Annotated in this window: 13 protein-coding genes and 1 other RNA gene; 9 read left to right on the top strand and 5 right to left on the bottom strand. The window is 37.2% G+C overall.

Annotated features, from left to right (window positions below; genetic code table 11):
• Positions 1 to 11: 11 nt before the first annotated feature.
• From H8R91_RS04990 to H8R91_RS04980, 3 genes are all read right to left on the bottom strand, one after another.
• Positions 12 to 974, bottom strand: a complete 963-nt coding sequence (locus H8R91_RS04990; protein WP_022235045.1) for an NAD(P)H-dependent glycerol-3-phosphate dehydrogenase — start codon at positions 972 to 974, stop codon at positions 12 to 14.
• A gap of 119 nt (positions 975 to 1093) precedes the next feature.
• A non-coding RNA gene (gene ssrS / locus H8R91_RS04985) (6S RNA) lies at positions 1094 to 1283 on the bottom strand.
• Between the two features lie 44 nt (positions 1284 to 1327).
• Positions 1328 to 1627 (bottom strand): DUF1292 domain-containing protein, encoded by a 300-nt coding sequence (locus H8R91_RS04980; protein WP_022235046.1) that lies wholly within the window; start codon positions 1625 to 1627, stop codon positions 1328 to 1330.
• Positions 1628 to 2134: 507 nt separating this feature from the next.
• On the opposite strand from H8R91_RS04980, the gene H8R91_RS04975 reads away from it, so the two are divergent.
• From H8R91_RS04975 to ispE, 7 genes are all read left to right on the top strand, one after another.
• Positions 2135 to 2815: a sugar transferase gene (locus H8R91_RS04975; RefSeq protein WP_022235047.1), complete on the top strand. Its 681-nt coding sequence runs from the start codon at positions 2135 to 2137 to the stop codon at positions 2813 to 2815.
• Between the two features lie 13 nt (positions 2816 to 2828).
• The gene (locus H8R91_RS04970; RefSeq protein ID WP_186935127.1) at positions 2829 to 4313 is read left to right on the top strand and encodes an O-antigen ligase family protein; all 1485 of its coding nucleotides are present in this window, start codon (positions 2829 to 2831) and stop codon (positions 4311 to 4313) included.
• 87 nt (positions 4314 to 4400) lie between these two features.
• Positions 4401 to 6308, top strand: coding sequence for an NAD(+) synthase (locus H8R91_RS04965; RefSeq protein ID WP_186935126.1), 1908 nt, complete (start codon positions 4401 to 4403; stop codon positions 6306 to 6308).
• 24 nt (positions 6309 to 6332) lie between these two features.
• Positions 6333 to 6815 (top strand): LURP-one-related family protein, encoded by a 483-nt coding sequence (locus H8R91_RS04960; RefSeq protein ID WP_186935125.1) that lies wholly within the window; start codon positions 6333 to 6335, stop codon positions 6813 to 6815.
• Positions 6816 to 6872: 57 nt separating this feature from the next.
• Entirely contained in the window at positions 6873 to 7352 is a 480-nt protein-coding gene (locus H8R91_RS04955) for an Lrp/AsnC family transcriptional regulator (RefSeq protein ID WP_022235051.1), read from the top strand.
• Complete coding sequence (locus tag H8R91_RS04950; RefSeq protein ID WP_366477276.1) at positions 7352 to 8530, top strand: aminotransferase class I/II-fold pyridoxal phosphate-dependent enzyme; 1179 nt, start codon at positions 7352 to 7354, stop codon at positions 8528 to 8530. The genes H8R91_RS04955 and H8R91_RS04950 overlap by 1 nt, the downstream gene beginning before the upstream one ends.
• On the top strand, positions 8520 to 9389 hold the full coding sequence (gene ispE / locus H8R91_RS04945) for a 4-(cytidine 5'-diphospho)-2-C-methyl-D-erythritol kinase (protein ID WP_186935124.1): 870 nt from the start codon (positions 8520 to 8522) through the stop codon (positions 9387 to 9389). Before H8R91_RS04950 ends, ispE begins: the two co-directional genes overlap by 11 nt.
• 138 nt (positions 9390 to 9527) lie before the next feature.
• Here the strand turns inward: ispE and H8R91_RS04940 are convergent, their stop codons facing one another.
• Positions 9528 to 9764, bottom strand: a complete 237-nt coding sequence (locus H8R91_RS04940) for a hypothetical protein (RefSeq protein WP_186935123.1) — start codon at positions 9762 to 9764, stop codon at positions 9528 to 9530.
• Positions 9765 to 9946: 182 nt separating this feature from the next.
• Positions 9947 to 10639 (bottom strand): YoaK family protein, encoded by a 693-nt coding sequence (locus H8R91_RS04935; RefSeq protein ID WP_186935122.1) that lies wholly within the window; start codon positions 10637 to 10639, stop codon positions 9947 to 9949.
• 226 nt (positions 10640 to 10865) lie between these two features.
• On the opposite strand from H8R91_RS04935, the gene metE reads away from it, so the two are divergent.
• Both metE and spoIIR read left to right on the top strand, forming a co-directional pair.
• Entirely contained in the window at positions 10866 to 13142 is a 2277-nt protein-coding gene (gene metE, locus H8R91_RS04930; RefSeq protein WP_186935121.1) for a 5-methyltetrahydropteroyltriglutamate--homocysteine S-methyltransferase, read from the top strand.
• 64 nt (positions 13143 to 13206) lie between these two features.
• Complete coding sequence (gene spoIIR, locus H8R91_RS04925; RefSeq protein WP_186935120.1) at positions 13207 to 13803, top strand: stage II sporulation protein R; 597 nt, start codon at positions 13207 to 13209, stop codon at positions 13801 to 13803.
• The last annotated feature ends 6 nt before the right edge of the window (positions 13804 to 13809 follow it).

Genomic DNA, 13809 nt, shown 5'->3' with positions numbered 1-13809 from the left:
GCACCTTCCTGTTAAAATTCTTTTTTTACAGAGCGCATAAAGAGCTTTCCGAGTGCGTCTTTAGGGTCTACATTGTCAAACAAAACGCTGTAAACGCTTTCGACAATCGGAAGCTCAACATTATTTTCTTTGCCGAGTTTGCACAATGCTTTTGATGTCATAACACCCTCGGCAAGTTTTTCAAATTTAATACCTTTTACATAATTTTCACCGTAACTGCGGTTATGACTCCATTTTGAGAATAAAGTTGCCTCATAGTCGCCGAGATGACAAAGTCCGTAGGCGCTCATTTCATTGCCGCCGAGAGCTTTTATAAGTCTTGCAATCTCTCGTGTGCCTCTTGCCATAAGCGCACCTTTTAATGACGCATAGCCAAAGCCGTCAAGCATACCTGCGGCAATGCCGATAACATTTTTAGCGGCCGCACCGATTTCGCTTCCGATAAGGTCTGTGCCGACATAAAATCTTATGAGTGAGCTTGAAAAACTGTTTACAAGCTTTTCTTTTATTTCGTGATTTTTGCTGTCGATTACCATACAGTTTGGAATACCCTTTACATAATCCTGCGGATGTCCCGGGCCTACCCATACGGCAATAGGTGTTTTTTCTTCGTCAACAAAGTCACCGACAACTTGGCTGAGTCTTTGACCCGTTGCTGCCTCAACACCTTTCATACAAAGCACAATAGTTTTGCCGTCAAGATTGTTTTGAGCGATGCTCTGCATATATGAACGCAAATGTTGAGATGAAATAGAAATAACAATTACTTCTGCGTGATTGACCGCCTTTGCAAGGTCAGAAGTAACCTCTATTGATTCGGGAAAAGTAAGGTAGTCGTTTTTATGTGTTGTGCTTAACTGTATAAATTCGGGAGCGTCGGCAAGTCCGCAGGAAATTACATTGTTGCCTATCTTATCAAGATACCAGGCAATGCAGCTGCCCCAGCGACCGCAACCCAAAACAGAAATATTCATTTATAATCACCTGAAATTTATTTTTTTAATAATATAAACGCAGCCCGCAAAAGGCCTTATCGGCACAAATGCAGGCAAAGTCTGCTTTTAATATGTAATAATATTAAATAAAAAAACAAAATAACCCCGCCTGACCGTATGATTTTTATAATAACCTGCCTACGAGAAAGCAGGTGGGTGCTCTCCTTTAAACATTAGGCTTCCTTCTTCCGCCAAAGCGGGAGGTCTGCACACCGATTAAAGAGCCGGGCTCCCGATTTAAGAGTTGTAGGGTTATTTTAAAATCATTCACGCATCAGGCAGGGAATTTGTCAAATTGCCATTACTGATATTATATGACAGAAAGAGAAAAATTACTCTTCTTCGTCTTCCTCGTCATCATTGTAATAGTTTTCTTCAAAAATAGCAGCGATTCTGTCGAGTTTTTCATCGTCTTCGATTTCGGCAAGCTCTTCTTCACCGTCTTTTTCAAATACTTCCATAATATAGTATTCGCCGGGATCGTTTACAGCGTCTGCCGGGTTCTCATAGTAAGGGAAGAGTACATAGAACTTACCTTCTTCATTTTCAATAATATCAAGAATTTCAAATTCTATTTCTTCGCCCTCATCACTGATTAAAGTAATAAGATCTACATTAAATTCGTTATCCATAAAAATATATCCTTTCGTTTGCACTTAGCAAATAAAAACAGCATTTATATTATAAAACCAAATTTAAAAGAATTATAAAAAATAATTACCCATTGCTGTTTTAATTGTTCAAGATTATTTTACAATTTTTTAAGCGATTAGTCAAGCATTATTCGTATTTAATTAAAATATATATTTTTTTTGCATAAATATTGATAAAAGTATTGAAAAATTACAATTAGTATGATATATTATAGATATATTAAACAATAACTCCCTTTCAATGTGCTTGAGTACTCCATAAAATTACCTAAAAACCGGCGACTTCTCAGTCGCCGATTTTTACTGTATGTAAAAAGTGTTCAGTTAAAATCAAACTTATTTGTATTATCATAGTTATAATTACGCTTGAAAAAACTTTTCAAAAGATATATAATGCTAAATAATGCTGTCTTTAAACAGATTATTGTGCTTATATAAGCGATATTTTAATTTTACGGCAAAATTACTCTAATGAAGGGTGGAACTATGAGAGCTTTTGAAAAATTACCTCCTAAGTTTCAAAATGATGAGGTAAAGCATTATTACGATATTATTGCCAAAAAGTCTTTTTCTCTTGTATTAAAAAGGATTACGGATATTATCTTCTCCCTTATTATTCTGGTTATTCTTATAATACCGATTGCGGTTATTGCCGTAATAGTTAAAGCAACCTCGAAAGGCCCTGTTTTTTACAGGCAGGAGAGAGTTACTTCTTATGGCAGGGTATTTAAGATTTTTAAATTTCGTACTATGGTGCAAAATGCCGACCGTATTGGCACACTTGTAACAACAAGTGGAGATGCCAGAGTAACTAAGGTGGGCAGAATCTTAAGAAAATATCGTCTTGACGAACTCCCGCAGATTTTTAATGTACTTGCAGGCTCAATGACCTTTGTCGGTACTCGTCCGGAAGTACAGAAGTATGTGGATATGTACAAAGACGAATACAATGCAACCTTGCTTATGCCTGCGGGAATAACCTCGCTTGCTTCTATTATGTATAAAGACGAGGAAAAACTTTTACAAAATGTCGAAGATGCGGATAAGGTTTATGTTGAAACTATTTTACCCGAAAAAATGAAGTATAATCTTATGTATCTTGAAAATTTCGGCTTTTTGTCCGACATAAAACTTATGTTTAAAACAGTTAAAGAGGTACTTAGGTAACAGGGGGTGTATAATGAAAGAGCTAAAGAAAAAAATAAAGAGCTTTTCTTGTTACAGAAAGGTTTATATTTTTACTCTGTTTTTTTGTAATGTATCATTTTTACAAATTCCTGCGTATATTCTTGTAGCATTTTTGTTTTGCTGGGGCATATGGCTTACCTATTATAAGCAAAAAACAAACAATACATTTTTTAAACTGCGCTTTGGCTTGTGGGTGTGGGGATTCCTTGCGGTTTCTCTTTTAACCATGCTGCTAAACTTTACTTATACTATTTTTTACAGTGCGTTAATGTTTTTACATATACTGATATGCTTTTTTATATTTTACGGTATGCACACAGAACCTGATTTTGATTTCAAAAACGAGCTTTATACCGTGGCAAGAGGTATTGTGTATATTACTACAATTGCAAACTTCATCGGTATTTTCTGCCTTATGTTTAACATAAGGTTTGAATGGTACTGGATTAAGTTTACAATATACGAAAACAGATTTACGGGTATTTACATAAATCCTAATTTGCTTGGCTTTGTTTCCTGTGTAGCAATTTTTTGCTGTCATATTCTGTGTAAACCTGATTTTCAAAATGCGGTTAATCAAAGGAAAGTCAGCAAAATATGGATAATTGCCTGTGTGTGTACAAGCTTGTTTTCGCTTTTGCTTTGCGATTCAAATGCGTCTATGGTACTTATTCTTGCATATATGATAGTTTATATTGTATATCAGTTTTTTGCTGCAAAAGACGGACTTTCTCCCGCAAAAGTCACGATGAGAATAGTGGCGCTTGTACTTGTAGGAACTTTTCTTGTGGGTTCTTCACTTATGTTCAGGGAAATCTGTCAGCAGGGATTTGCTGTTGTTACGGCAAAGACTTATTCTTTACTTGATGAAATTACAGAAAAAGAGCAGTCGGATACCGATGAACAGCCAAAGCAAAATGATTCCGACAATAATAAAACCGCTGCGCCGTCCGACAAAGGGCCGATAACATTTGAACACGAAAATTCCAATATTGACAGCGGTCGTTTTAAGCTGTATAGAGAATCTTTAGATTTGTTCAAAATATCGCCTGTCTTTGGAATAAGTAACGGAAACATCGTGTTCTACAGTCAGGAATATGCAAACGGTACTTTAAAATATACTTACCATAACAATGATTTGCACAACGGATTTTTAACTATACTTGTATCTACAGGTGTGCTCGGATTTGTTATTTTCGGTATATTCGGTTTCCGCTTTGCAAAACACGCCGCACAACATTTATTCCTGCAAAAAAAGACCTTTAAAAATGACGCTTATCCGTGTATGTTCGCATTTTTAAGCGCATATCTTTTCTATGCGTTATTTGAAAAGGCACTGCTTTACGATATATCGTTTATGGTAATGTGGTTCTGGCTGATAATGGGTTACACAAGCTGTTATATAGCTAAGTTTGAACCGATGCTTGAAACACGCTATCTTTTTCATCAAAAAAGACTCCATAGAAGTCTGCTTTGATACTTGTATAATTACAATTTTTAGGCTATAATAACCGTAGGTATGTTTACCTGCGGTTTTTATTTTTCTGAAAAGGAATTGATATAAATGAAATACGGATTTGTAAAGGTTGCGGCGGCTACACCTATTATCAGAGTATCTGATTGTAAAAAGAATACCGACGCAATAATTGCGCAAATAAAAGAGGCAAATATTGAGGGTGCCGCACTTGTGAATTTTCCCGAATTATGCATAACCGGCTATACTTGCAGCGATTTGTTTTTACAGCAAACTCTTCTTAAAACAGCAGAAAGCTCGGTTTACAGAATAATTGAAGAAACCAAAAATCTTGATATTATATCCGTTGTGGGCGTTCCGGTTGCTTTCAGAGAGGCTCTTTACAACTGTGCGGCAGTTATTTTTAAGGGCAAATTACTCGCTCTTGTGCCAAAGGCAAATATTCCGAATTATTCAGAATTTTACGAGGCAAGACATTATACAAGCGGAAAAAATACGGATTTTGAAATTGAGTATGCAGGTCGGAAAACTGTTTTGAGTGACAAGGTTTTGTTTCAAAATAAAAATATGTCTGACTTTACCCTCGGTGTGGAAATTTGCGAGGATTTGTGGGTGGCGGAGTCGCCGTCAATAGCTCTTGCAAAATCGGGAGCAACGGTTATTTGCAATCCGTCAACCTCCGATGATACCATAGGCAAAGCAGAATACAGACGCTCGCTTGTGAGAATGCAGAGCGGCAAACTTTGCTGTGCATACATTTATACCGATTCAGGATTTGGGGAAAGCACAACAGACACAGTTTATTCTGCACAGAATATAATATGTGAGAACGCATCTTTGTTGAGCGAAAGCGAGCGCTTTACGACAGGCATTACTTATGCGGATATTGATGTTCAAAAACTTATGGGCGAGCGCAGAAGAATGAGTACATTCTGCTACGACAATGAAAATGTCAGAAGAATTTATTTTGATATGCCGCTTACTGATACAAAGCTCTCAAGAAAATTTGAACAGACTCCGTTTGTACCGTCGGCAAAAGATGACCTTAGCAGAAGATGCAAGGAAATTATAACAATGCAGGCAACAGGACTTGCAACCAGACTTGCTCATACAGGAATTAAGAATGTTGTGCTCGGACTTTCGGGCGGTCTTGACAGTACACTTGCGCTTATTGTTTGCGTTCACGCTTTTGATATGCTCGGTATTGACAGAAAAAATATTCACACTGTAACAATGCCTTGTTTCGGTACAACAAAGCGTACCAAATCAAATGCCGAAAAACTTGCAGAGGCTTATAATGTTTCTTTTGAAGAAATTAATATTACCGCAGCGGTAAGACAGCATTTTATAGATATTAAGCACGATGAAAGTGTAACAGACATTACCTATGAAAATTCACAGGCGAGAGAGCGTACTAAAATTCTGATGAACCTTTCAAATAAGTACGGCGGTCTTGTAATCGGTACGGGCGATTTGTCGGAACTTGCGCTTGGTTGGGCAACCTACAACGGCGACCATATGAGTATGTATGCGGTGAATGTTTCTATTCCTAAAACACTCGTCCGTTACCTTACAGCGTACGAGGCTGAAATCAGTGACGGAGAATTAAAAACGGTTTTGCTTGATGTGCTTGATACACCTGTAAGTCCGGAGCTTTTGCCGCCTGATAAAAACGGAGAAATCGCACAGAAAACCGAAGATGTGGTCGGTCCTTATGAATTGCACGACTTTTTCCTTTATTACTTTGTGCGTTTTGGATTTACTCCGTCAAAAATATATTATCTTGCAAGGCATTCCTTTGCGGGAAAGTACAATAACGATACAATTAAAAAATGGCTTGTTACATTTTTAAAGAGATTTTTCTCTCAACAGTTTAAGCGCAGTTGTTTGCCTGACGGCCCAAAGGTAGGCTCGGTAACGCTTTCTCCTCGTTCGGACTGGAGAATGCCAAGTGACGCAAGCGTAAGAATTTGGCTTGATGAGCTTGAAAATCAGTAAATCTGAAATTCAAGGGGGCTTTTTGTGAAATATTTTATTAAAAGAGATGTTTGTGCGGATTTTGGCGCTTTTGAAATTTATGACGAAACGGGCATAGAAAAATATCTTGCTGAATTTTCAAAAAGCAAACGAAGCCGAAAAATTATTATTCACAGTGCTGACGAAATTTTTGTTAAGATAAGATGCTTGTCGGTGTCAAACATTATTGCCTGCAATATAAACGCAGACGGTAAAAAAATGCGCATTTTAATGGGCGTAAACCGCAATGAACTTGTTTGTATTTGCTCCGGTGTAAATTGGAAAATTTGCGGAAATATAGCGCAAAAAAGTTTTTCCGTACATGATGTTGACAATACGGTTATTGCAGTGCAAAAGAGAGTATTTTCGAGTACGGAAAGTTATGAACTCGATGTGTATTCGCCGTCAAATGAACTGTTATCAATATCTGTTGCGGTTTGTATAAATATGCTCAATACAGTTGACAATCCCGTCAGACAGGCGGTATAATTATTAAGTACCCGATTTTTGTCGGGAAAAGTATAAATTCACAGGGGAGGATTTATTATGGATAGATTACTACAGCTTTTAAGTACAAACTCAGGCTTTACCACAGCCGAGATAGCGACAATGCTCGGTGAGCCGGAAGATTACATCAAGGCTCAAATAAAGGAATACGAAACTCAGGGCATTATCAAGGGATATCAGGCAGTTGTAAACTGGGAGAATACCAAAGAAAACTATGTTGAGGCACTTATTGAGCTAAAGGTTACTCCTAAAAAAGATGCAGGCTTTGACGAAATGGCGAAGATGTGTATGGCGTTTGACGAGGTAGATTCTGTTTACCTTATGGCGGGTACATATGATTTTGCGCTGATAGTTAAGGGCGAATCTATGCAGGATATCGCAATGTTTGTATCTAAAAAACTCTCCACAATCGACGGAGTGCTTTCAACAGGCACACATTTCATTATGCGTCGCTACAAAGACAGCGGAATGAATCTCATCGATTTTGAAGGGTCGGATGAGAGGAGTTTAATTCTGTGATTGACTATTCAAAATTTTTAAATAATTCTATACAAGAAATAAAACCGTCGGGTATTCGTAAATTTTTTGATATTGCAAGCGAAATGGACGATGTTATCTCTTTGAGTATCGGTGAACCTGATTTTCAGACACCGTGGCATATCCGTGAAGAGGGTATAAATTCTCTTAAAAACGGCAAGACTTGGTATTCACCGAACCGTGGTTTCGCACAGCTTAGAGAAGAAATTGCCAATTATTATGCAAGACGCTTTAATATATCATATGAGGGCAAAACTCAGGTGCTTGTTACAGTTGGCGGCAGTGAGGCTATTGACCTTGCTTTCAGATGTCTTGTTTCAGAGGGTGACGAGGTAATTATTCCCGAGCCGTCTTTTGTTTGTTACGAACCGCTTACTCATATGGCAGGCGGTAAGGCAGTTATAATTAATACAAAGGCAGAGGATCAGTTCAGACTTAAAGCTGATGACCTCGAAAAGGCAATTACCGATAAAACTAAGCTCGTTGTTTTGCCGTTTCCTAATAACCCAACAGGCGCTATTATGGAGAAAGCTGACCTTGAGGCTATTGCAGAGGTAATTAAAAAGCACGATTTGTTTGTGCTTTCGGATGAAATTTACTGCGAGCTTACATACGGCGGAAAGAACCACATTTCTATTGCCGCTATTGACGAAATGTATGAGCGTACTGTTGTTATTAACGGCTTTTCAAAGTCTTATGCAATGACAGGCTGGCGACTCGGTTACGCTTTAGGTCCTGTTCCGATTATTGCACAAATGACAAAACTGCATCAGTATGGCATTATGTCAGCGCCTACAACCGCACAGTATGCGGCTATTGAGGCTTTGCGCAACGGAGATCCTGATGTTGTAAATATGCGCAATGAATATGATATGCGCCGCCGCCTTGTTGTTGATTCATTCAACGCAATGGGACTTACTTGTTTTGAGCCTTACGGTGCATTTTATGTATTTCCTTGTATTAAGAGCACAGGTATGACTTCAGAGGACTTCTGTACAAAGCTTATTATGGACAAGCATGTTGCAGTGGTTCCGGGAACAGCCTTTGGTGAATGCGGCGAGGGTTTTGTAAGAGTTTCTTATTCTTATTCATTAAACCATCTTAAAACTGCTTTACAGCGTATCAGGGACTTTATAGAGGAGCAGAAAAATGGAAATTAAGGTTCTTGCACCTGCAAAAATCAATCTTACGCTTGATGTCACCGGCAAACGACCTGACGGCTATCACAATATTTTGTCGATAATGCAAAGTGTTGATTTATATGACACAATTACCGTTACCGATAATGACAGCGGTCAGATTACCGTTTCATGTAATTATGAGGGCGTCCCTTGTGATGAAAAAAATATTTGTTACAAAGCGGCGGAAAGATTTTTTATTGCTACCCGTAACGAAGGACAGGGCGTACATATAAATATTGATAAGGTTATTCCTACTCAAGCGGGACTTGCAGGAGGAAGTACAGACGGTGCGGCTGTTCTTATGGGACTTAATAAGATGTTTGACGCATTTTTAAAGCCCGATGAATTGCACGAAATTGCTGAAAAAATAGGAGCGGATGTTCCGTTCTGCCTTGTGGGCGGCACAAAGTATGCTACGGGAATCGGTACAAAACTTCAAAAAATGCCTAATTTTTTGGCATCGCATATTGTTATCTGCAAACCTGATAATATAAGTGTTTCCACGGCCGAGGCATATAAAAAAGTGGATGCGTTAAATCCGCACCCACCTTATACAGATGAAATGATAAAGTCACTTTTCAGCCGTGATATGTTCAGAATTACATCTACTTTATTCAATGATTTTGAGCTTGCATTAAAGCTTGAAGAAGTGAATGATATTAAAAGAATTATGTACAAGCGCAAAGCACTTGGAGCAAGTATGTCGGGTTCGGGTTCGGCTGTTTTTGCAGTCTATAATTCCGAACGCAAGGCTAAAAAGTGCGTTGACGCATTAAAAGAAAAATATGATAAAGTTTTCCTTTGCCATCCGACAAAGGAAGGCTGCAAAATAGTCTGATTATTATCAGGCTATTTTATTTTGTCTTAATTTTTGTTGTTTTTTATCAAAAGTTGGGGTAAATTATGGTTTAGCGGAGTGTCAGTCGGGCATTGAAATTTAGCTAACGCTAAATTATCCTCCCAAAAACAAAAAAGTTTACTCAATTTTTTCAAAAATTGCGGGTTTGGGCAGCGCCCATAAAATCTTCCGATATAACAATTTATCAGGCGCAAACAGCCACGCAGTTTGCGTGCTAAAATTAAGTATGTTAAAACAGGCGACAGCCATTATAAACAGAAATGCTAAAAACATAGTCAACGCATTGCGTTGACTATGAAAATGATGTTTATTTCCTTTTGTTGCTCTCGCAAAGGCTTTCGCCTGTTTGTTCAAGCCGCCAAACAGCAAGCTGTTTGGCTATCGTTAAATTGCATAAACTGAAAGTATTTGTGGGCTTTGCCCACACCCACGACCTTTGAAAAGGTCGACCAAACTTTTATAATTGCTTGATAAAGCAATCAGCTAAACCATAATTTATTAATATTATCCCAACATTTAAAATACAACCCAAAAATCTATTTTAACTTACAAGTCTGTTTATCCTCTTCTTCGGCTTGCAAAAACATAAGAAGAAAACCTGCAAAAAGCAATATGCAGCTGCACCAGATTGTATATTGTTTACAAAATCCGATTATAACATTTTCAATAACCGCTCCGAAAGCAAAGAAGAATATAACTCCGTAGTATATAAGCGATTTTCTAAGACATTCTTTATCTTTATTAAAAATAAAATTAAATAAATTTTGTGTACCTGAACGCAGGTTGCCGATGCACATTGTGGTTGCCGAAGCATTGCCCTTTACTTTTCTGAAACTTTCAACCTGTATACCGCAGGCGAATGAAACAAGCGAGTTCGCAATCATATTGTATTCTTGGGATATAAATCCTACAGAGAATAAAATAATACATTCAAGCAAGACGGTGTATTGTCGCCAATGCAGGATATTGTCAATCGTGCAAAAGCGGTGCACTACCTCCGCAAGAATTATTCCGAACGCAAAGGCAATTACCGGAAAAAGGTACTGCAACATTTTCTCAAAATTTCCTTCCGATAAATTGATTGCAAGCAAAATTATGTTGCCCGTCTGTGCATTTGCAAATACTTCACCGCGAAAAGTGTAAGTATAGGCGTCCATAAATCCGCCCGATACCGCAAGCAATATTGCAAGTCGGCGTGATTCCGAAATCTGTCCTCTTAACTTTTTCATAATCTATTTCTCCTAAAAATTTTTCCAATATGTATTATAGCCTTTTTTGTTAAAAATGCAAGTATATGGATTATAAAACAGAAAATTAAGTTAATCGTATAATTTATAAAAGCAGCGTTAGATATAGTTTAAAACTATATCTAACGCTATTTTTTTAGTATTAACACTTTTTTTACTTTAGCTGTATAATATTTACAGACTTCTTTGAAAGGATTTGTAAATAAATATGAAAACTTCGATAATCGGTTATCCGAGAATAGGTAAACTTCGTGAACTTAAATTTGCGAGTGAAAAATATTTTAGAAATGAAATTGCACAGTCAGAGCTTTTCGATACAGCAAAAAAGTTAAGAACAGAAAACCTTACAGAACAAAAGAACAGCGGTCTTGATTTTATTCCCTCAAACGATTTTTCTTTTTATGACGGAATGCTCGACACGGCTTTTCTTTTGAATGTTGTTCCCGACAGATACAAAAACCTCGGTTTATCTCCGCTTGACGAATATTTTGCGGCTGCAAGAGGTTATCAGGGAGAAAAGGGAGATGTTAAAGCTCTTGCAATGAAGAAATGGTTTAATACAAACTATCATTATATGGTACCTGAAATTGACGATAATACGGTTTTGAAATTATCCGATAACAAACCTTTTGAACTTTTTACCGAGGCATTGGATAACGGAGTAAAAACCACTCCTGTAATAATCGGTCCGTATACTTTCCTTGAGCTTGCAAGATATATCGGCACAAAGACCAAAGAAAACTTTTTCGGCAACATTACAGACGCATACATTCAGATTATCGGTAAGTTTGTAACTCTCGGCGCAGAATGGCTGCAGCTTGACGAACCTTGTCTTGTAAAAGATATGAGCAGAGAGAACATAGAGTTCTTTAATTCATTGTACACCAAGATTCTTGAGAATAAAAACGGTCTTAAAATCCGCTTGCAAACTTATTTTGGCGATGTAAGAGATTGCTACAAAGAAATATGCGCTCTTGATTTTGACGGAATAGGTCTTGATTTTATTGAGGGTAAAAAAACACACGAACTTATTGAGAAAAACGGTTTTCCGTGTGACAAAGTGCTTTTTGCAGGTGTGGTAAACGGTAAAAACATTTGGAGAAATAACTATGAAAAGACAGTGGAGTTATTAAAGAATTTACAGAATAAATCAATTAATACTGTAATCAATACTTCGTGTTCGTTACTTCATATTCCGTATACACTTAAAAATGAAGTTAAGCTTTCGGATACATATAAAAAACATTTTTCATATGCAAGCGAAAAGCTGGTTGAATTAAATGAAATCAAAAAAATTATCGAAACCGAGGATTATTGCAATTTACCTGAATATACAGCAAACATCAAACTGTTTTCCGAAGAAAGAAGCGGCTGCAATACAAATGTAAAAGAAAAGGTAAACGCTTTATCGGAAAAAGATTTTACAAGATTGCCTGTATTTTCGGAGCGTGAAAAAATACAGAAAGAAGAGTTTAAATTACCGCTTTTACCTACAACAACCATAGGTTCTTTCCCGCAGACTTCCGATGTTCGTCAGACAAGAGCGTCATACAAAAAAGCAAATATTTCCGAAACCGATTATGAAAAGTTTATGAAGTCAAAAATTGCGGAGTGTATTGAGCTTCAGGAAAACATTGGTCTTGATGTACTTGTTCACGGTGAATTTGAAAGAAATGATATGGTAGAGTATTTCGGTGAATGCCTTGACGGATATATCTTTACCGAGAAAGCCTGGGTACAGTCATACGGTACAAGATGTGTTAAACCTCCTGTTGTATGGGGTGATATTTCAAGAGCAAAACCAATGACTGTTAAATGGTCAACTTATGCTCAAAGCCTTACAGAAAAGCCTGTTAAGGGTATGCTTACAGGCCCTGTTACAATATTAAACTGGTCTTTCCCGAGAGAGGATATTTCTTTAAAAGAAAGTGCATATCAGATAGCTCTTGCAATTCGTGAGGAAGTTTTGGATCTTGAGGCAAGCGGAATTAAGATTATTCAGATTGACGAAGCTGCTTTAAGAGAAAAATTACCGTTGCGTAAATGCGATTGGAACAAGGAATATCTTGACTGGGCTATTAAAGCATTTCGTCTTGTACACAGCGGCGTAAAATCTGAAACTCAAATTCATACTCATATGTGTTACAGCGAATTTGCCGATATTATTGAGGATATTGACAATATGGATGCCGATGTTATTACTTTCGAGGCAAGCCGTTCTGACCTTACACTTCTTGATGTACTCAAAGCAAAGAAATTCCGTACAGAGGTTGGCCCGGGTGTATATGACATACATTCGCCGAGAATCCCTACAGTTGAGGAGATTAAATCGGCGATAAATAAAATGCTTTCCAAGGTATCTTATAATAAATTGTGGATTAATCCCGATTGCGGTTTAAAAACAAGAGGTAATGAAGAAACTGTACAAAGTCTGAAAAATCTTGTAAAAGCAACAAAAGAAATCAGAGAAGAAAATAATTTATAATTCAGATGAATATTTTAAAAGTAACCTGTCCATACTCCTTAAAAAGAGAGGGCAGGTTATTTTTATGAAATTACTTATAAAATCACTTTGTATTGCATTTGTACTTACCGTCATTTACTCTGTAATACCGTTTGAGGCAGAGTGCGAACAGATTTCCGAAGAAGTGTTCAGACTGCATATTCTTGCAAATTCCGACAGTGCGGAGGATCAGGCATTAAAGCTGAAAGTGCGTGACGCTTTGCTTGAATATACCGATATGCTTTTTGATAAAGCCGAAGACAGTGATGAGGCAGAGAACATTGCAAGGGAAAATTTAAAAACTTTGCAAACCGTTGCACAAAATGTTGTTTATGAAAACGGATATGATTATAAGGTAAACGCTCAAGTTGTAAAAATGTATTTTAATACAAGATATTATGATAATTATACAATGCCTGCGGGTATATATGATGCATTGAGAATTACTGTGGGTGACGGTAAAGGGCATAATTGGTGGTGTGTAATGTATCCGTCAATTTGTATATCATCTGCGGTCGATACGGATGAAAAGGTGGAAAAAACTTTTTCGGAAAATCAGCAGGAAATCGTTAAAGGAAATGATTATCAATATAAGTTTAAGGTTGTGGAGATATTTGAAAAAATAGTTTCTTTTTTTGAGTAATGTTCT

This window comes from Ruminococcus intestinalis, assembly GCF_014288065.1.
Lineage (GTDB): Bacteria > Bacillota > Clostridia > Oscillospirales > Acutalibacteraceae > Ruminococcoides > Ruminococcoides intestinale_A.
The sequence above is the reverse complement of the archived record's forward strand: the minus strand, read 5'-3'. Positions and strand labels throughout refer to the sequence as shown.